Origin of the sequence: Pseudomonas sp. St386, assembly GCF_018325865.1 — a bacterium.
GTDB classification, from domain to species: domain Bacteria; phylum Pseudomonadota; class Gammaproteobacteria; order Pseudomonadales; family Pseudomonadaceae; genus Aquipseudomonas; species Aquipseudomonas brassicacearum.
In genome coordinates, this window is the sequence record NZ_AP021900.1 from 446801 (window position 1) to 465518 (window position 18718).

The window sequence follows — 18718 nt, forward strand, 5'->3', positions numbered from 1 at the left end:
AAACGCCCCCGGTCGTGAGATCGGGGGCGTTTTTTTATGCCTGGGGTTTGTGTGTCGCTTGTCAGGGCCCTATCGCGAGCAAGCTCGCTCCCACAGTGGATCTTCAGTGGATACAGACCTCGTGTGGGAGCGAGCTTGCTCGCGATAACGGTGGTTCAGACACAGCTGAACCATCAGTCGATCAGAATTTGTCCAACGTCCGTGGATTACGCTCGCGCTCCACTTCCTTGGGCTTGTAGGCGCAATACCCCGGCCGTGGTCCAACCCGCGGATGGTTGCGGCAGGTGTCCGGGCGTTTCTCGTAAATGGTGCACAACCGGCTCTTGCGGTCCAGATAAAGGCAATCGTTGTTGCTCATGCGCTGGAGCGTGAAGATTTCCGACTTCTGGTTGTAGCGCTCGACGATCCCTTCCTTTTGCAGGCGCTTGGCGATGTTCTTCGGCGGGTCGCCCAGTTCGAACTCATCGACGATGCCGATGCGGATCAGGTCCTTGATCTTGACCTCCACCGGCAGCGTGCAGCAGCTCGACACACAGGAACCGCACATCGGGGCGGAGTACTTGGCCCAGGTATCGAGTCGGTCGATCTCCGCGGCGGCGATCAGGTTGGGCTTCATCATCACGGTTTACCAGCATGCATCAGGGCGCGCGATCATACCGGGACTGGTGAAATTTTGAACGACCATCCGCCAGTTTTTTTTCATCCCGGCCAAACCCGCCCGGATCGGCACGGCCCCTGCATTCATTCGACCATCCGGCAATTCCATGGCGACGATTCTCCGACACTCGGGGAAATCCACCGAACCAAGAGCCTGTACCGTCTGTCAGACCGTCTAGGCTCAGACAATTCCATGCTCGTTCGAGGTCTTATCAATGACTCAAGAACCACTTGTTCGCGAAGCTGAAGTTGCCGCATTTCGCGACGCCGTGTTGACCAAACTCACTTATGCCGTTGGCAAGGACCCGGATCATGCGTTTGATCACGACTGGTTCGAAGCTATCGCCCTCGCCGCCCGCGACCACATGGTCGATCACTGGATGGACCACACGCGACAGATCTACCGCAAGGGCCAGAAGCGCGTCTATTACCTCTCCCTGGAATTCCTCATCGGTCGCTTGCTCTACGACAGCCTGAGCAACCTCGGCCTGCTGGACACGGCGCGCGAGGCGCTGACCGAACTGGGCGTGGATCTGGAGCGCATTCGTCTGCTCGAGCCGGATGCAGCATTGGGCAACGGCGGTCTTGGCCGCTTGGCCGCGTGTTTCATGGAAAGCATGTCGACCCTGGGCATCGCCGGCCATGGCTATGGCATCCGTTATGAACACGGCCTGTTCCGCCAGGCGATTGTCGATGGCTGGCAGCAGGAGCAGACCGAGCACTGGCTGGACTTCGGCAATCCGTGGGAGTTCGAGCGGCCGGAAGTGGTCTACCCGATCGGCTTTGGCGGCAGCGTCGAGACCGTCACCGATGAGGCGGGTAAAACCCGGCAAGTCTGGTCCCCGGCCGAAACCGTGCGGGCGATTGCCTATGACACGCCGGTGGTAGGCTGGCGCGGTGCCAGCGTCAATACCCTGCGCCTGTGGCGCGCCCGAGCCGTGGAAGACCTTCACCTGGAACGCTTCAATGCCGGCGACCACTTGGGTGCGGTAGCGGAAGTGGCCCGGGCCGAAAGTATTTCCCGCGTGCTGTACCCGGCCGACAGCACCGAGGCTGGCCAGGAACTGCGCCTGCGCCAGGAATACTTCTTCGTGGCCGCCTCGCTCCAAGACCTGCTGCGCCGTCATCGCAACATGCACACCTCGGTGCTGACCCTGGGCGACCATGCGGCGATCCAGCTCAACGACACTCACCCGTCCATTGCCGTGGCCGAGCTGATGCGGCAACTGGTGGACGTTTACGACGTGGCTTGGGACGCGGCCTGGCAGATCACCCAGGACACGCTGTCCTACACCAACCACACGCTGCTGCCCGAAGCCCTGGAAACCTGGCCGGTGGGGCTGATGGAGCGCATGTTGCCCCGGCACATGCAGATCATTTATCTGATCAATGCCCAGCACATCGATTCGCTACGGGCCAAGGGCGTGCACGATTTCGATGTGCTGCGCTCGGTTTCGCTGATCGAAGAGGACAACGGCCGCCGGGTGCGCATGGGTAACCTGGCGTTCCTCGGTTCCCATAGCGTCAACGGCGTGTCCGGGTTGCATACCCAACTGATGCGCAGCACGGTGTTTTCCGAGCTGCACAAGCTCTATCCGGATCGGATCAACAACAAGACCAACGGCATCACCTTCCGCCGCTGGTTGTTCCAGGCCAACTCCGAATTGACCTCGATGATGGTCGATGCCCTCGGCCCAAGCGTGCTCGACAACCCCGAGGAGCGCTTGATCGAACTGGAACCGTTTGCCGACAAGCCGGCGTTTCGCAAGCAGTTCGCCGAGCAGCGCCTGCACAGCAAGAAGGCTCTTGCTTACTTGATCCACGAGCGGCTGGGGATTGCCGTGAACCCGGCGGCGATGTTCGACGTGCAGGTCAAGCGAATCCACGAGTACAAGCGCCAGTTGCTCAACCTGATGCACACCGTGGCGCTGTACCAGGCGATCCGCGCCGAGCCGGAAGTGGACTGGGTGCCGCGGGTGAAGATCTTCGCCGGCAAGGCCGCCGCCAGTTATCACCAGGCCAAGCTCATCATCAAGCTGACCAACGACATCGCCCGGGTGGTGAACAACGACCCGACCGTACGTGGCTTGCTCAAAGTGGTGTTCCTGCCCAACTACAACGTCAGCCTGGCCGAAAGCATCATTCCGGCGGCGGACCTGTCGGAGCAGATCTCCACGGCCGGTTTCGAGGCGTCGGGCACCAGCAACATGAAGTTCGGCCTCAACGGCGCGCTGACCATCGGTACCATGGACGGCGCCAACGTGGAGATGCATGAGCGCGTCGGCGGTGAGCACATGTTCATCTTCGGCCTGACCGCCGAGCAGGTGGAGGCCCGCAAGCAAAACGGTGAGTTCAGCGCCGCGCCGGACATCGCCGCGTCCCATCGGCTCAATGATGTGCTGCAGGCGATTCGTGGCGGGGTGTTCTCGCCGGATGATCCGATGCGCTACGCCGGGCTCGTGGACTCGTTGGTGGACTACGACCGCTTCCTGGTCTGCGCCGACTTCGACTCGTACTGGAACGCCCAGGCCAAGGTCGAAGAGCGTTGGCACGACTCCAAGCAATGGTGGCGTTCGGCGGTGCTCAACACCGCGCGCATGGGCTGGTTCTCTTCGGACCGGACCATCCGCGAATACGCGACCGACATCTGGAAAGCCCTGGAGTAGCATTTGCTGTAAGAAATGTGAGCGAAGCCCAACGGCGGTTGGGCTTCGTCGATATACTAGGCGCCAGTTTCGCCGGGCTGTGTGGCCGGGCTCAGCACTGGAAGTGCCAACAATCCAATGTGGGAGCGAGCTGTGTGGGAGCAAGGCTTGCCCGCGATGAAAACGCCGCGGTCTCTTGAGGACCGCAGCGCCTGGATCGCGAGCAAGCTTTGCTCCCACACAGCTCGCTCCCACAGGGTTTGGGGGTTTCCACTAGACTGAGTCAAGCACCGCATCACCCCGGTTACGCCCGCAACGGGCCGCTTAGGGATATCGACCATGCAATGGATCTTGACGCTGTTGGGCCTGGCACTCGGCTGGGTGGTGGACGAGTCGTTTGCCGATGCGCTGATAGGCGCGCTGGTGGGGCTTGGCATCGCCCAGGCGTTTCGATTGGGGCGCCTGGGTAGCCAGGCGGCCAAGCAACAGATCTTGTTGCAAGAGGCCCAGCAGAGCTTGCTCACGTTGGAAGCCCGTCTGACGGTTCTCGAACGCGGCAAGGTGGCCGAATCGAGTGATTCGGCGCCAGCGCCCGAGGTTGTCGTGCCCCAGGCTGCGAAGCCCGAGACGCGCACCGAGCCAGAGCTTGTCTGGGAATTGCCGCCAGACCTCGAACCCGTTCCCGCGATGGCCACCCAGGCCAGCCAACCGTTGCCCGATGACGTTTGGAAACCCGCGCCAACCACTTCCAGTCGGCGTGCCGAGCGCGACTTCGCGCCGCTGCCCCTGGAGCCGATGCCCTTGGAACCGAGGGTTTCGAAACCCGCGGCCCCCCGTGGCCCGAATCTGTTCGACCGCGCCGTGATTGGCGCGCGCAACTGGCTGTTCGGCGGCAACACGGTGCTGCGGGTCGGCGTGGTGCTGTTGTTTCTCGGCCTGGCGTTTTTGCTGCGCTATGCCACCGAAGGCATGGTGGTGCCGATCGAGTTGCGTTACGCCGGCGTCGCGGCCAGCGCGTTGGGCCTGTTGGGCCTGGGCTGGTGGTTGCGCCAACGCAACAGCAACTATGCGCTTATGCTCCAGGGCACCGGGATCGCGGTGCTGTACCTGACAGTGTTCGCGGCCATGCGCCTGCATCCGTTGCTCGACTCCAAGGCGGCCCTGGGCTTGCTGGTCGCGGTGACGGTGTTCTCGGCAATCCTGGCGATTACCCAGAACGCCTTGGGCCTGGCCGCGGCTGCGGCGCTGGGCGGGTTTGCCGCGCCGATCCTGACCTCCACCGGCAGTGGCAATCACGTCGCGCTGTTCAGCTATTTCATCCTGCTCAACGCCGGCATCCTCGCGATTGCCTGGTTCAAGGCCTGGCGCCTGCTCAACCTGATCGGCTTTGTCGGCACCTTCGGCATCGGTTTCGCCTGGGGCATGCGCTCCTACACACCGGAACTGCTCTGGAGCACCGAACCGTTCCTGATCCTGTTCTTCCTCATCTACCTGGCGATTGGCTTGCTGTTCACCCGGCGCAAGTTGCTGGAAATGAGCGATGCTCCCGAAGACGCCAGCCGCGATGCGCTGTTGCACTGGTCGGCGCGCAAGGGCGATTACGTGGACGGCACCATGCTGTTCGGCCCGCCGCTGGTGGGCTTCGGCTTGCAGTTCGCGTTGGTGCAGCATTTTGAGTTCGCCGCTGCGTTCAGCGCCCTGGCCCTGGGCATGATCTACATGGGCCTGGCGCGGGTATTGATGGGCGGTCGCGCCCTGTTGCTGGCGGAAACCTGCCTTGCCCTGGGGGTGATTTTTGCCAGCCTGGCGATCCCCTTGGGGCTCGACGCCCGCTGGACCGCAGCGGCGTGGGCCGTGGAAGGCGCGGGGATCTTCTGGCTGGGCCTGCGCCAGCAGCGCCCATTCGCCCGGGCTTTCGCCTTGTTGCTGCAATTGGGCTCGGCACTGGCGTTCGTCAGCGAATTGCGTATCGGCGACGGCAGCCTGCTCGATGGTTCAGCGCTGGGCGCGTTGATGCTCGGCGGCGCCTTGCTGTTCACCTTCTACCAACTGCACAAGGCTGAACCTGAACACAGCGCCAATTGGGAGCGCCGAGGCCTGCCGGTGCTGGCTGTGCTGGGGTTGAGTTTCCTCTATCTGCTGGCACCGCTGTTCTTCTTCACCCACGGCACCGCCATTGCCTGGGCCCTGGCTGGATTGGCAACGCTGTTTGTTGGCCTGCGCCTGCAGTCGCGCAGCTTCCTGTTCAGCGCATTTGGGGTGCAATTGCTTGGCGGCGCGCTGTTCCTGCTGCGCTTGCAAGGCGCCGAGGGGGATTCGGCGGTGGTGTTCAGCGCGGGCTGGAGCGGCTTGCTCAGCGCCTCGCTGATCGGCCTGGCGTTGATTGGCGGCATGTTGCTGGCGGCACGTGACGACATGGTGCGCAACGATGTCCGGTTGCTGCGCGGCTTGTCGGTGGTGTTGCTGGCGGGGCTGGTGCTGATCAACCTTGCGGTGCTGTTCGTCCTGCCGTGGCAAACGGCGAGCGGTGTGTGGGCGGCCAGCGGCTTGTTGATCATCTGGCTGAGCCTGTACCTGAAACAGCGCGTGAGTTTTGTCTTCGGCCTGCTGCTGCAACTGCTGGGCGGTGCGGCATTCCTGACGGCGGGGCCGGCGCTGTTGGGGCCGCTCAACGCCGAGGATCTGCGACCGCTGGCCCACAGCGGCTTCTGGACGCCGCTGGTGCTGGGGCTCGCAGCCCTGGTGGGCGCATGGCGCCTGCAACGGGCGCACGCGGCGCGGGAACTCGAGGTCTTGAGCTTGCAGCGCCTGTCCGAGCTGCTGCTGATCTGGGGCGCCGGTTGGTGGGCGCTGGCGTGGGTCAGCGAAGTATTGCGCTTTGCCCCGGCAAACCTGCAGGGCAGTTGGCTGCTGCTGGTTGCGGTGATCAGCGTGGCGGTGTGGACAGTCTTGGCGCAGCGCTTGAAATGGCCGGCGCTGGGGCTGCTGTGTACTTTGTTGATTCCGGCGGCGGGCTGCGTGCTGGTGGCAACGGGGCACAGCCACTATCACCCGGCCGCGAATTTCGGCTGGCTGGCCTGGCTGGCGGTATTTGCCGTGCATTTCCTTTCTCTCAAGCGCCTGGCGCCGATGCTGCCGGCCCCGGCGAGCAGTACGGCCCATGTGCTCGGTTGCTGGTTGCTGATGGCGGTGTTGATGCTGGAGTTGCGTTACGGCCTGCTGTTGCTGTCCGAGCAGTACAACGCCTGGCGCTGGCTGGCCTGGGCGATCCTGCCAGGCCTTTACCTGGTGCTGATGGCCACGCCGCGTGCCTTGCCGTGGCCGGTATCGGCCCAACCGCGCGAGTACCGTGTCTACGCGGCGGCGCCGATGGCGTTGTTGATGCTCGGTTGGTTCTGGCTGACCAACACCTTCAGCGATGGCAACTCAGAGCCGCTGCCTTATGTGCCGTTGCTCAATCCCTTGGAGCTGGGCCTGCTGTTCGCCTTGTTCGGTATCTATGTGTGGGCCCGCAATGCCGTGGAGCAATCGACGAACCGTTGGAATCGCGTCGGGCACATCGCTCAGTTGATCGCCGGTGTGTCGCTGTTCGCGTTCTTCACCGCCCTGGTGATGCGCAGTGCCCACCAGTGGATGGGGGTGCCATACGAGCTGGACGCGCTGCTCGAGTCGATGTTCGTGCAGGCCGGGTTGTCCATTGTCTGGACCCTGATCGCCCTGGGGCTGATGATCGGTGGGCATTTGCGCCACCGTCGTGAAGTGTGGCTGATCGGCGCGGCGTTGATCGCGGTGGTCGTGGCCAAGCTGTTTTTTGTCGAATTGAGTAACCGTGGCGGTCTGGCGCGGATTGTTTCGTTTATCGGTGTAGGCGTGTTGCTGCTGGTAGTGGGCTATTTTGCGCCGCTGCCGCCCAAGCGCCCGGAGACGGTCGTGCAGGATGAGCCGCCTATGCCTGTCAGTGAGGGAGTGTCGTCTTGAGTCGCAAGTTGAGTCGGATCGGGCTGGGCGTGGTGGGGTTATGGGCGGCATTGTCGGCCGTGGCCCAGGAGCAACCGACGGATTTTGCCCATCAGGTGCCAATGGCCTTGAGCGGCGAGGGGCCGTGGTATCGCCTCCCGTTGCCTCTGGACGTGCAGTTGCAGGCGCGACAGACCGACCTGAGCGATCTGCGGGTCTTCAACGCGGCCGGCCAGGCCCAGGCCTACGCCCTGGTGCGCGAGTCGGCCCAGAGCCGGGAAAACCGCACCCTCACCGACGTGAAGTGGTTCCCGCTGTACAACGCCGCCGATGACAATGAGCGCGCGCCCAGTGTGCGGGTGCAATCGAATGCCAACGGCACCTTGGTGGAAGTCCAACCCTCCAGCCGGCTCGAAGCTGGGGAGGAGGAGCTGCGTGGCTGGTTGCTGGATGCCAGCGCGATCAAGGCACCGCTGCAGCAGTTGGTCCTCGACTGGACCAGTGAACGCGACGGTTTCCAGCGGTTTACCATCGAAGCCAGTGACGACTTGCAACACTGGCAGTCGTGGGGCGAAGGCCAGGTGGCGCGCTTGACCTTTGCCGATGAGCGAGTCGAGCAGCATGAAGTGAGCTTGCCGGGGCAATCGGCGCGTTACTTGCGGCTGTTGTGGGATTCGCCGTCCTCCGCGCCGATCCTGACCTCGGCCCAGTTGCAAAGCGCCAGCCGCGAAAGCTTGCCGTTGCCACTGGCCTGGTCGCAGCCATTGGCCGGCAGCACCGTGAAGGCTGGTGAATACACCTGGCAGTTGCCCATGGGGCTGAACATCGAGCAGGTGCAGGTCGAGCTGAGCCAGGCCAACAGCTTGGCGCCGGTGACCTTGGCCGGTCGCCGTGAAAGCAGCCATCCGTGGCAGCCGCTGGGCAGTGGTTTGCTCTATCGCCTGACCCAGAACGGCCAGGATGTGTTGCAAAACCAATTGCAACTGTCCGGCCAGACCGTACAGCAATTGAAATTGACCGTGGACGAGCGTGGCGGCGGTCTGGGCAGCGAAGCCCCGGCCCTGCGCTTTGCCGTGCGTCCGACCCAGGTGGTGTTCCTGGCGCGTGGCGAAGGACCTTACAGCCTGGCCCTGGGCAGCGCGACAGTGAAAGCGGCCAGCTTGCCCTTGACCACGCTGGTGCCCGATTACAAACCGTCGCGCCTGGCAACGCTGGGTACGGCGACCGTGAACGGCGCGGCCACGTCGACCCCGGCTGCGGCCTCGGCAACCACGCCTGCGACGGTCGAGACCAACTGGAAGAAAATCGGCTTGTGGGCGGTGCTGCTGCTCAGCGTGCTGTTCCTCGCGGCGATGGCGTTCAGCCTGCTGCGCAAGCCGCCGGTCAAGAGTTGAGGTGATTCATCGCGAGCAAGCTCGCTCCCACAATAGGCCACGTTCGTCGCAGCAACTCGGTCAACTGTGGGAGCGAGCTTGCTCGCGATAGCGTTCTCTCAACCAACAGAAATACCCAAGCGAACCGCTACCCCGTGAACTCAATCCTCCATTCCCCGTCTCATAGGAGGAATTAAGTCCCGACTCGCGCTAAACTGCGCTGGTTTTTCCGCCCCCTATTCTTCGGAGCCGTCCATGTCCCGCGTTACCTTGAGTCGCTATTTGATTGAGCAGACCCGCAGCAACAACACCCCTGCCGATCTGCGCTTTTTGATCGAAGTGGTGGCGCGTGCATGCAAGGAAATCAGCCACGCCGTCTCCAAAGGCGCGCTGGGTGGTGTCCTGGGCAGCATGGGCACCGAAAACGTGCAGGGCGAAGTGCAGAAGAAGCTCGACGTGCTGTCCAACGAAATCCTGCTTGAAGCCAACGAATGGGGCGGTCACCTGGCCGGCATGGCGTCCGAGGAAATGGACAATGCCTACCAGATCCCGGGCAAATACCCCAAGGGTGCCTACCTGCTGGTATTCGACCCACTGGACGGTTCGTCGAACATCGACATTAACGCACCGGTTGGCACCATCTTCTCGGTACTGCGTTGCCCGAACGAATACCTGAGCCAGAACGAAGCCTTGAATGAAAAGGCCTTCCTGCAGCCAGGCACCGAGCAGGTCGCAGCCGGTTATGCCATCTACGGCCCTCAGACCATGCTGGTGCTGACCCTGGGCGACGGCGTCAAGGGCTTTACCCTGGACCGCGAGATGGGCAGCTTCGTATTGACCCACGAAGACATCACCATTCCTGAAACCACCCAGGAATTCGCCATCAACATGTCCAACCAGCGTCACTGGGAAGCTCCGGTAAAACGCTACGTCGAAGAGTTGCTGGCGGGCGAAGAAGGTCCGCTGAAGAAGAACTACAACATGCGCTGGGTCGCCGCGATGGTTGCCGATGTGCACCGTATCCTGACCCGTGGCGGTCTGTTCATGTACCCGCGCGACAGCCGTGAGCCGTCCAAGCCGGGCAAACTGCGTCTGATGTACGAAGCCAACCCGATGTCGTTCCTGGTGGAACAGGCGGGCGGCGCTTCCACCGACGGCCATCAGCGTATCCTCGATATCAAGCCCGACGGCCTGCACCAGCGCGTGGCGGTGTTCCTCGGCTCGAAGGAAGAAGTGGCGCGCGCCACGGCCTACCACAAGGAGTAAATCATGGCCGAGCCCTGGCAGCCGTTGCTCGATTGGTGGTTTGGTTCAGCCAAGACACCGGACGAGATATCGGCTGACAGAGGCAAGCTGTGGTTCGGCAAACGCCATGATCGCCAGGCCAACGAGCGCTTTGGCGATCAGGTCGAGCTGGCACTGGCCGGCGGATTGACCGACTGGGCGCAACGCCCGGAAGGTTGGCTGGCCCTGGTGCTGCTACTCGACCAACTCCCGCGAATGATCTTTCGCGACACCCCCAAGGCCTTCTCCGGCGACCTGCGTGCCCAAGCGCTGGTAGCCCAGGGCATGGCTGCGGGTTTCGACCGGCAACTCAAACCGATCCAACGCGTATTCATCTACCTCGTGCTCGAACACTGCGAAAACCTCGCGGTGCAGAACGAGGCCGTGTCGCGGTTTATCGATCTGGTGCGAGAACAACCGGAGGCGCAACGGGCGGTGTTCGAAGACAACCTGGATTATGCCGAACGGCATCAGAAGATCATTGCCCGGTTTGGGCGCTTTCCCCATCGCAATGCGGTGTTGGGGCGCGAGTCTACGGCTGAGGAAGTGGAATTCTTGAACAGGCCTGGGTCCAGGTTCTGATTTTGCTGTGAGGCTGATACCGTCTTCGCGAGCAGGCTCGTTCCCACACTGGATTTTCGTTGAGCGCAAAATGTGCGTCCGCTGAAGTTCTAATGTGGGAGCGAGCCTGCTCGCGAAGAGGCCGCAAAAGCACTAGATCCGGAAACTACCCACCAACTGCTTCAACCGCGCCGCCTGCTGCTCCAGGTCGGCACAGGCCCGCAAGGTGGCTTGCAGGTTTTCCACGCCTTCCTGGTTCAGGGTGTTGATCTCGGTGATGTCGACGTTGATCGACTCCACCACGGCGGTCTGTTCTTCGGTGGCGGTGGCCACGGACTGGTTCATGCCGTCGATTTCACCAATACGCTGGGTCACGCTGCCCAGGCGTTCGCCGGCCTGGTTGGCGATGCCGACGCTGCTTTCGCTCTGGCGCTGGCTGTCGGTCATGGTCAGTACCGCTTCCCGGGCGCCAACTTGCAGTTCTTCGATCATCTTCTGCACTTGCTGCGCCGAATCCTGGGTGCGGTGGGCCAGGTTGCGCACTTCATCGGCCACCACCGCGAAGCCGCGCCCGGCTTCACCGGCACGGGCCGCTTCGATGGCGGCGTTAAGGGCGAGCAGGTTGGTCTGCTGGGAAATGCTGGTGATCACCTCAAGAATCTGGCCGATGTTCACCGTGTTGCTGTTCAAGGTTTCGATGTTGCCGCACGAATCGCTGATCTTGGCCGACAACTGTTGCATGGCCGCGATGGTTTTATCCACCACTTGTTGGCCATCTTCAGCCAGGCTGCGCGCATCGCTGGAATGTTGCGAGGCGAGGGCGGCGTTCTGGGCGATTTCCTGGGCGGCGGCACCGAGCTGATTGATGGCCGCGGCCACGCTGCTGGTGCGCGAAGCCTGCTGGTCGGAATTGAACATCGACGAGTTGGACGCGCTGACCACGCGCAGGGCGACTTCGTTGACCTGGCCGGTGGCCGAGGCCACTTCACGGATCGAGGTATGAATGCGTTCGACAAAGCGGTTGAACGAAGTCCCCAGCGCGCCGAATTCGTCGTGGCCGTGGATGACCAGGCGCCGGGTCAGGTCGCCTTCGCCTTCGGCGATGTCGTGCATGGCGCGGCCCATGGTCAGCAGCGGCTGCATCAGCACGCGGATCAACATGCCGAGCAGGGCGATGATGAATACCACGGCAATGACCATGGCGATCAGCGCCGACGTACGGAACTCACTGAGCATCGCCAGCGCGGTGTCCTTGTCGAGCACCAGCGCCACGTACCAGTCGGCTCCCGGCACGCCGTTGACGTGGGTGAAGGAGATGAATTGGGTCTTGCCGTCGAGGTCGACTTCTTTCACGCCCGGGCTGATTTGAGGCGCGCCGTTAGGGTAGGCCTCGGCCAGGGTCTTGAGCACGCGCTTGCTGTCGGGGTGGATCAGGATCTTGCCGTCGGCACTGACGATGAACGCGTGGCCGTGGCCGCCGAAGTTCAGCGAGTTGATGATGGCGCTGACGCTGGACAGGTCGATGTCCGCACCGGCCACGCCGATCATCTGGTTCTGGTGCTGCACCGGGGTGGCGACGGTAATCACCAGCTTGCCCGACGAGGCGGCGATGTAGGGTTCGGTGACGATGGTTTGCTGTGCGCTGTTGGCGGCCTTGTACCAGCCACGGGCACGCGGGTCGTAATCGGCGGCGCGATTGCCGGCCGGTACCGAGAACATCACGCCGTCGGTGCCACCAAAATAACTGAGCTGGAAATTGCTGGTGTAGGCCGGCAGGCCTACGGCGCGCTTGAGGCTGTCGGCACTGCTGCCGTCCACGGCAATCTGCTGGGCCAGCGATTGCAGCAACTGGATGCGGCCGTCGACCCACGTCTGGATGTTGCGGCTGGTCAGGCTGCCGAGTTCCTGCATGGAGGTTTCGGTGCTGGCATTCAAGCTCTGGCGTTGACGATAGTCGTTGAACAGGATGAAACAGGCGAATGCAACGGCCACCACGAGGGCGGCAGCCAGCAGGATTTTATGGCTGAATTTCATGTTTCTGGTCATTAATAACACTACCGCGGAGGGACGGGTCAGGACGGGCTGTCAATTTGCCATAACGCATTGGTTTGCGCTGTTTCTTTTTATCGGCGTGCCAGACCGCCCCATCAGCGGTAGCGGTTCAATTCCGACGAAATGCACGACGCTGTCACAAAGTGAGTGTTTCACCGATGAAACACCTGCCCAGACCCAATAAATACCGGGGTGTAGGGGAACCAGATAGGGGTTTTCTCTTCTAAGCTTCTGGTTGGCACCTGCCACCCCCCTTCCGTTCCAGGAGTTACACCATGTCGCTGCGATCTATCGCCTTGTTGTTTGTGTGTGTCGTATTGACTGCATGCAGCAAGGTCAACCAGGAAAACTACTCGAAGCTGTCGGCTGGCATGCCCAAGTCCGAAGTCGAAACGTTACTGGGGAAACCGACCGATTGTTCAGGCGCGCTCGGCATGTCCAGCTGCACCTGGGGCGACCAGAAAAGCTTTATCAGCGTGCAGTACGCCGGTGACAAAGTGTTGATGTTTTCCGGCCAAGGCCTGAAGTAAACCGAGGCCAGAGGCCTGCGGGAGAAAAATAATGATGCGGTTAGTTTTTGTGCTTTTGGCTGGCCTGATTTTGGCTGGCTGTGCCACTTCTGGCGAAGATCCGCTGGCACCCAAGACGGTCAACAGCGTCAATCTCAAGCGCTACCAAGGGACCTGGTATGAGTTGGCCCGCCTGCCCATGTATTTCCAGCGCAATTGTGCGCAATCGGAAGCTCACTACACCCTCAAGCCAGACGGCAGCGTGGGAGTGCTCAATCGCTGCCTGACCTCGGACTGGCAGTGGGAAGAAGCCAGGGGCACCGCCACGCCACAGGTGCCGGGCAAGACCGACAAGCTCTGGGTCGAGTTCGACAACTGGTTTTCGCGGATCGTGCCGGGCGTGGCGAAAGGGCAATACTGGGTGTTGTACGTCAGCGATGACTACAAGACCGCCATCGTCGGCGACCCAAGCCGTCGCTACATGTGGCTGCTGTCCCGTACACCGACCGTCAATAGCGTCGTGCGCGAGGAGCTGCTGAGCAAGGCACGCCAGCAGGGCTACGACACCACGCGCCTGATCTGGCGCGCGTCGGATCGACAGATGGCCAAGACCTCGAACTGACTGTCACCCGAAAACCGAAGTGGGAGCGAGCTTGCTCGCGATAGCGGACTTTCAGTCAACATGTATGTTGAAGGTAAAGGCCCTATCGCGAGCAAGCTCGCTCCCACAGGGTTGATTGGGTCAGCCCAGCAGTTCGCGCAATACCTGGGTAAACGCCCGGGCGCTTTGCTCTTCGCCGGCATGCCGCCCATCGCGCACCACCCACCGACCGCCGACCATCACATCGCGCACCTGGCGATCGCCGCCGGCAAACAGCCAGCGATTGAGGATGCCGTCGCCCTGGGCCGTGGCCAGGTACGGGTCGCTGCCATCGAGCACCAGCCAGTCGGCGCGCTTGCCGATTTCGAGGGCACCGATCGGTTGTCCCAGGGCCTGGGCACCGCCTTCCAGCGCCGCATCGAACAAGGTGCGACCGACCATCGGCTGATCCGCCCGATACAAGCGGTTGCGCCGTTGATCCCGCAGGCGCTGGCCATATTCCAGCCAGCGCAATTCTTCGACCACGCTCAGCGATACATGGCTGTCAGAGCCGATCCCCAGGCGCCCGCCCTGGGCGAGGAAATCCACGGCCGGGAAAATCCCGTCCCCCAGGTTGGCTTCGGTGGTCAGGCACAGGCCGGCAATCGCCCGGCTCCTGGCCATGAGGCTGACTTCCTGGGCGTTGGCGTGGGTGGCGTGGACCAGGCACCAGCGCTGGTCGACTTCGGTGTTTTCGTACAGCCATTGCAGCGGACGGGCGCCGCTCCAGCTCAGGCAATCGTCGACTTCCTTCTGCTGTTCGGCAATGTGAATGTGCACCGGGCACTCGCGGTCACTGGCGGCCAGCACATCCTGGATCTGCCCGGGCGTCACGGCACGCAGCGAGTGGAAGCACAGACCCAGCGCCTGGGACGGCTGCCCGGCCAGGACCGGCTGCAAGCGCGACTGAAGCTTCAAGTAGTTTTCGGTGCTGTTGATGAACCGGCGCTGCCCGTCATTGGGCGCCTGGCCGCCAAAACCGGAGTGGCTGTAGAGCACCGGCAGCAGCGTCAGGCCGATGCCGGCGGCGCTGGCGGCGTGGCTGATGCGCAGGGCCAGCTCCGCCGGGTCGGCGTAGGGCGTGCCATCGATGTCGTGGTGCACATAGTGGAATTCGGCGACCGAGGTGTAGCCGGCCTTGAGCATTTCGATGTACAGCTGGCGGGCAATGATGCCGAGTTGGTCGGGACTGATTTTTCCGACGAGGCGGTACATCAAGTCGCGCCAGGTCCAGAAACTGTCGTTGGGATTGCCTGCCACTTCCGCCAGCCCGGCCATGGCCCGTTGGAAGGCATGGGAGTGCAGGTTCGGCATACCCGGCAACAGCGGACCGCCCAGCCGTTCGGCGCCGTCTGCGTGGGAACCGGCCTGGATATGGGTCAGGACGCCTTCGGCATCGACCTCAAGACGTACATCATGGGCCCATCCACTAGGCAGCAGCGCGCGTTCGGCAAAGAAGGCGGACATGGTTCAACCTCATTGTGCGTAATTTGTATATACATATACAGACGTTTGCCTGGCCGGTAAACTCCGGCAAGCTAGCAACCTTATCCGCAGAACAGGGAACCGCCGTGCCGACTCCGCCTGCCAAACAGCCGCTGGCCGCAAACATGGGTGACAGTCCGGCACCCCTGTACGCCCGCGTCAAACAGATGATCACCCAGCAGATCGACAGTGGAAACTGGCCGCCGCATTACCGCGTGCCGTCGGAAAGCGAACTGGTCAGCCAACTGGGCTTCAGTCGCATGACCATCAACCGTGCGCTGCGGGAAATGACCGCCGACGGCCTGTTGGTGCGCATGCAGGGTGTCGGCACCTTCGTGGCCGAGCCCAAGAGCCAGTCCGCGTTGTTCGAAGTGCATAACATCGCCGACGAAATCGCCTCCCGTGGCCATCGCCACACTTGCAAGGTCATTACCCTGGAAGAAGAGGCGGCCGGTTCCGAGCGGGCCCTGGCCCTGGATATGCGCGAAGGCCAGAAAGTGTTCCATTCGCTGATCGTGCATTTCGAGAATGACATCCCCGTGCAAATCGAGGACCGTTTCGTCAACGCGCTGGTGGCGCCGGACTACCTCAAGCAGGACTTCACCGTGCAAACGCCCTACGCCTATCTGAACCAGGTCGCGCCGCTGACCGAGGGCGAGCATGTGGTCGAGGCGATCCTGGCCGAGCCGAGTGAATGCAAGTTGTTGCAGATCGAAAGGGGCGAGCCGTGCCTGTTGATTCGCCGCCGCACCTGGTCCGGGCGCCAGCCGGTGACCGCCGCCCGTTTGATTCATCCGGGGTCCCGCCACAGTCTGGAAGGGCGCTTTCATAAATGAGCCATTTGAAGGTTTTACGCGCGGCAGACTACCCACGCATGCCGTGGAAAAACGGTGGCGGCAGCACCGAAGAAATCACTCGCGATGCCGGCACCGGCCTGGAAGGTTTCGGCTGGCGCCTGTCGATTGCCGACATTGGTGAGTCGGGCGGCTTCTCCACCTTCGCCGGTTACGAGCGGGTCATCAGTGTCTTGCAGGGGAGCGGCATGACACTGAACGTCGATGGCCAAGTCACGCGGGCTTTGCATCCGCTGGACCCTTTTACGTTCAGCGGCGAGAGCCATGTGTTCTGCACACTGCTGGGCGGACCGATTCGTGATTTCAACCTGATCTACGCACCGCAGCGTTACCGCGCGCGGTTGCAGTGGTTGGGCGGCCAGCAGCGGTTTTTCAGTGACGCGCAAACGGTACTGGTGTTCAGTGCCGCCCCGGGACTGGCTATCAAGGTCGGTGAGTCCGCCGTTGATTTGGGCCTCTACGACTGTTTGCAACTGAGCAGTAACACCGGGTTGGTGGATGTCTCCACTCACGGTCAATGCTGCGTGATTGAGCTGACGGCCCGCTAATTTCAGCTTCTTGAGTACCCTGTGGGAGCAAGCCTTGCTCCCACAGATAAACACCCTCGCCACAAGGTGCCTGCCTGCTGTTTCTTCTGCGCACCAACTTGTTACCGAATGCCCCAGCGTGGCGCAACACCACGCTTCTGTGACCCTCCGATTTCCCCCTCGAAAACTCTCTTGAAAAATTTCATGCCGCTCAGCAGCCCTTAAATCACAAGGCTTTCAGCCAATTCCCCAGCCGTTTCTGAATATCGCCTCCAACAAGTTGGCCGCTTGATTGCATATGCTTGTACATACAAGTAAAGACGTATGCGTATGAGTCGCCGATATTCAACGCAACGTTCGCTAAATCGCTGCCCACTGCCCGGGCTGGTCTGGATTGATCGCTGAGGAGTTTTTGCTGTGACCGACGCTACCCGCAAACCCGAAAAATACCGTGACGTTGAAATCCGTGCCCCTCGCGGTAACACGCTGACCGCCAAGAGCTGGCTGACTGAAGCACCGCTGCGCATGTTGATGAACAACCTCGACCCGGAAGTGGCCGAGAACCCCAAGGAACTGGTGGTCTACGGTGGCATTGGCCGCGCGGCGCGCAACTGGGAGTGCTACGACAAGATCGTCGAAAGCCTGACCAACCTGAACGACGACGAAACCCTGCTGGTGCAATCCGGCAAGCCGGTGGGCGTGTTCAAGACCCACAGCAACGCTCCTCGCGTGCTGATCGCCAACTCCAACCTGGTGCCGCACTGGGCCAGTTGGGAGCACTTCAACGAACTCGACGCCAAGGGCCTGGCCATGTACGGCCAGATGACCGCCGGCAGCTGGATCTACATTGGCAGCCAGGGCATCGTGCAAGGCACTTATGAAACCTTCGTCGAGGCCGGTCGCCAGCACTACGACTCCAACCTCAAGGGTCGCTGGGTCCTGACCGCCGGCCTGGGCGGCATGGGCGGTGCGCAGCCCTTGGCCGCTACCCTGGCCGGTGCGTGCTCGCTGAACATCGAATGCCAGCAGGTGAGCATCGATTTCCGCCTGAAAACCCGCTACGTCGACGAGCAAGCCAAGGACCTCGACGACGCCCTGGCGCGCATCGAGAAATACACTGCCGAAGGCAAGGCGATTTCCATCGCGCTGTGTGGGAACGCTGCCGAGATCCTGCCGGAAATGGTCCGTCGTGGTGTGCGCCCAGACATGGTCACCGACCAGACCAGCGCCCACGACCCACTCAACGGCTACCTGCCGGCCGGTTGGACCTGGGACGAATATCGTGCCCGCGCCAAGACCGAACCCGCCGCCGTGGTGAAGGCCGCCAAGCAATCGATGGCCGTCCACGTCAAAGCCATGCTGGCCTTCCAGAAAATGGGCGTGCCGACCTTCGACTACGGCAACAACATCCGCCAGATGGCCCAGGAAGAGGGCGTCGAAAATGCCTTCGACTTCCCTGGTTTCGTCCCGGCCTATATCCGTCCGCTGTTCTGCCGCGGTATCGGCCCGTTCCGCTGGGCTGCGCTGTCCGGTGATCCGCAGGACATCTACAAGACCGACGCCAAGGTCAAGGAACTGATCCCTGACGACGCCCACCTGCACAACTGGCTGGACATGGCCCGCGAGCGCATCAGCTTCCAGGGCTTGCCGGCACGTATCTGCTGGGTTGGCCTGGGCCAACGCGCCAAGCTGGGCCTGGCGTTCAACGAGATGGTGCGCAGCGGCGAATTGTCGGCCCCGATCGTGATCGGCCGCGACCACCTGGACTCTGGTTCCGTGGCCAGCCCCAACCGTGAAACCGAATCCATGCAGGACGGTTCCGATGCGGTTTCCGACTGGCCGTTGCTCAACGCCTTGCTCAACACCGCGAGCGGCGCGACCTGGGTTTCGCTGCACCACGGTGGCGGCGTCGGCATGGGCTTCTCGCAGCACTCGGGCATGGTGATCGTCTGCGACGGTACCGACGAAGCGGCCGAGCGCATTGCCCGCGTGCTGCACAACGATCCGGCCACGGGCGTGATGCGTCATGCCGATGCCGGTTACCAGATCGCGATCGATTGCGCCAAGGAACAGGGGCTGAACCTGCCGATGATTACCGGCAAATAAACCCGGGCCCCCCTGTGGGAGCGAGCTTGCTCGCGATAGCGGTGGATCAGTACCGGTTCCGTCTACTG

At 62.2% G+C, this 18718-nt stretch carries 14 protein-coding genes; 10 read left to right on the forward strand and 4 right to left on the reverse strand.

What is annotated here, in order from left to right; all coding sequences use genetic code 11:
* Positions 1–181 precede the first annotated feature (181 nt).
* Both KI235_RS01985 and KI235_RS01990 read right to left on the reverse strand, forming a co-directional pair.
* Complete coding sequence (locus KI235_RS01985; RefSeq protein ID WP_003196865.1) at positions 182–619, reverse strand: YkgJ family cysteine cluster protein; 438 nt, start codon at positions 617–619, stop codon at positions 182–184.
* Between the two features lie 6 nt (positions 620–625).
* Entirely contained in the window at positions 626–766 is a 141-nt protein-coding gene (locus tag KI235_RS01990; RefSeq protein ID WP_155767778.1) for a hypothetical protein, read from the reverse strand.
* A 106-nt stretch (positions 767–872) separates the two neighbouring features.
* Between KI235_RS01990 and KI235_RS01995 the strand changes: the two genes are divergently transcribed.
* The 5 genes from KI235_RS01995 (at position 873) to KI235_RS02015 (ending at position 10498) form a co-directional block, all read left to right on the forward strand.
* On the forward strand, positions 873–3323 hold the full coding sequence (locus tag KI235_RS01995) for a glycogen/starch/alpha-glucan phosphorylase (RefSeq protein ID WP_003196867.1): 2451 nt from the start codon (positions 873–875) through the stop codon (positions 3321–3323).
* 318 nt (positions 3324–3641) lie between these two features.
* Positions 3642–7280, forward strand: coding sequence for a DUF2339 domain-containing protein (locus KI235_RS02000; protein ID WP_039013519.1), 3639 nt, complete (start codon positions 3642–3644; stop codon positions 7278–7280).
* Positions 7277–8653, forward strand: a complete 1377-nt coding sequence (locus tag KI235_RS02005; RefSeq protein WP_027911771.1) for a DUF3999 domain-containing protein — start codon at positions 7277–7279, stop codon at positions 8651–8653. Before KI235_RS02000 ends, KI235_RS02005 begins: the two co-directional genes overlap by 4 nt.
* A gap of 234 nt (positions 8654–8887) precedes the next feature.
* Complete coding sequence (locus tag KI235_RS02010; protein WP_003196872.1) at positions 8888–9898, forward strand: class 1 fructose-bisphosphatase; 1011 nt, start codon at positions 8888–8890, stop codon at positions 9896–9898.
* Between the two features lie 3 nt (positions 9899–9901).
* Entirely contained in the window at positions 9902–10498 is a 597-nt protein-coding gene (locus KI235_RS02015) for a DUF924 family protein (protein WP_003196874.1), read from the forward strand.
* Between the two features lie 132 nt (positions 10499–10630).
* Here the strand turns inward: KI235_RS02015 and KI235_RS02020 are convergent, their stop codons facing one another.
* Entirely contained in the window at positions 10631–12523 is a 1893-nt protein-coding gene (locus KI235_RS02020) for a methyl-accepting chemotaxis protein (RefSeq protein WP_013692077.1), read from the reverse strand.
* A 281-nt stretch (positions 12524–12804) separates the two neighbouring features.
* Here KI235_RS02020 and KI235_RS02025 point away from each other — a divergent pair, with 281 nt between their 5' ends.
* Positions 12805–13059: a hypothetical protein gene (locus KI235_RS02025; protein ID WP_003196877.1), complete on the forward strand. Its 255-nt coding sequence runs from the start codon at positions 12805–12807 to the stop codon at positions 13057–13059.
* A gap of 31 nt (positions 13060–13090) precedes the next feature.
* The gene (locus tag KI235_RS02030; RefSeq protein ID WP_003196879.1) at positions 13091–13660 is read left to right on the forward strand and encodes a lipocalin family protein; all 570 of its coding nucleotides are present in this window, start codon (positions 13091–13093) and stop codon (positions 13658–13660) included.
* Between the two features lie 120 nt (positions 13661–13780).
* Here the strand turns inward: KI235_RS02030 and KI235_RS02035 are convergent, their stop codons facing one another.
* Entirely contained in the window at positions 13781–15145 is a 1365-nt protein-coding gene (locus KI235_RS02035; protein ID WP_027911768.1) for a formimidoylglutamate deiminase, read from the reverse strand.
* 143 nt (positions 15146–15288) lie between these two features.
* On the opposite strand from KI235_RS02035, the gene hutC reads away from it, so the two are divergent.
* From hutC to hutU, 3 genes are all read left to right on the forward strand, one after another.
* Entirely contained in the window at positions 15289–15999 is a 711-nt protein-coding gene (hutC, locus tag KI235_RS02040; protein ID WP_170845945.1) for a histidine utilization repressor, read from the forward strand.
* A complete protein-coding gene (locus tag KI235_RS02045) occupies positions 15996–16565 on the forward strand; it encodes a HutD family protein (protein ID WP_003196884.1) in 570 nt (189 codons plus the stop codon). The genes hutC and KI235_RS02045 overlap by 4 nt, the downstream gene beginning before the upstream one ends.
* 396 nt (positions 16566–16961) lie before the next feature.
* Positions 16962–18650: a urocanate hydratase gene (hutU, locus tag KI235_RS02050; protein ID WP_003196887.1), complete on the forward strand. Its 1689-nt coding sequence runs from the start codon at positions 16962–16964 to the stop codon at positions 18648–18650.
* Positions 18651–18718 lie beyond the last annotated feature (68 nt).

Excerpts from the sequence above, each read along its gene's own strand:
- KI235_RS02010 (WP_003196872.1), top strand. The coding sequence starts at position 8,888 with ATGTCCCGCGTTACCTTGAGTCGCTATTTGATTGAGCAGACCCGCAGC.
- hutC (WP_170845945.1), top strand. The coding sequence starts at position 15,289 with ATGGGTGACAGTCCGGCACCCCTGTACGCCCGCGTCAAACAGATGATC.
- KI235_RS01985 (WP_003196865.1), bottom strand. The coding sequence starts at position 619 with ATGATGAAGCCCAACCTGATCGCCGCCGCGGAGATCGACCGACTCGAT.
- KI235_RS01990 (WP_155767778.1), bottom strand. The coding sequence starts at position 766 with ATGGAATTGCCGGATGGTCGAATGAATGCAGGGGCCGTGCCGATCCGG.
- KI235_RS02025 (WP_003196877.1), top strand. The coding sequence starts at position 12,805 with ATGTCGCTGCGATCTATCGCCTTGTTGTTTGTGTGTGTCGTATTGACT.
- KI235_RS02000 (WP_039013519.1), top strand. The coding sequence starts at position 3,642 with ATGCAATGGATCTTGACGCTGTTGGGCCTGGCACTCGGCTGGGTGGTG.
- KI235_RS01995 (WP_003196867.1), top strand. The coding sequence starts at position 873 with ATGACTCAAGAACCACTTGTTCGCGAAGCTGAAGTTGCCGCATTTCGC.
- KI235_RS02030 (WP_003196879.1), top strand. The coding sequence starts at position 13,091 with ATGATGCGGTTAGTTTTTGTGCTTTTGGCTGGCCTGATTTTGGCTGGC.
- KI235_RS02020 (WP_013692077.1), bottom strand. The coding sequence starts at position 12,523 with ATGACCAGAAACATGAAATTCAGCCATAAAATCCTGCTGGCTGCCGCC.
- KI235_RS02015 (WP_003196874.1), top strand. The coding sequence starts at position 9,902 with ATGGCCGAGCCCTGGCAGCCGTTGCTCGATTGGTGGTTTGGTTCAGCC.
- KI235_RS02035 (WP_027911768.1), bottom strand. The coding sequence starts at position 15,145 with ATGTCCGCCTTCTTTGCCGAACGCGCGCTGCTGCCTAGTGGATGGGCC.
- KI235_RS02045 (WP_003196884.1), top strand. The coding sequence starts at position 15,996 with ATGAGCCATTTGAAGGTTTTACGCGCGGCAGACTACCCACGCATGCCG.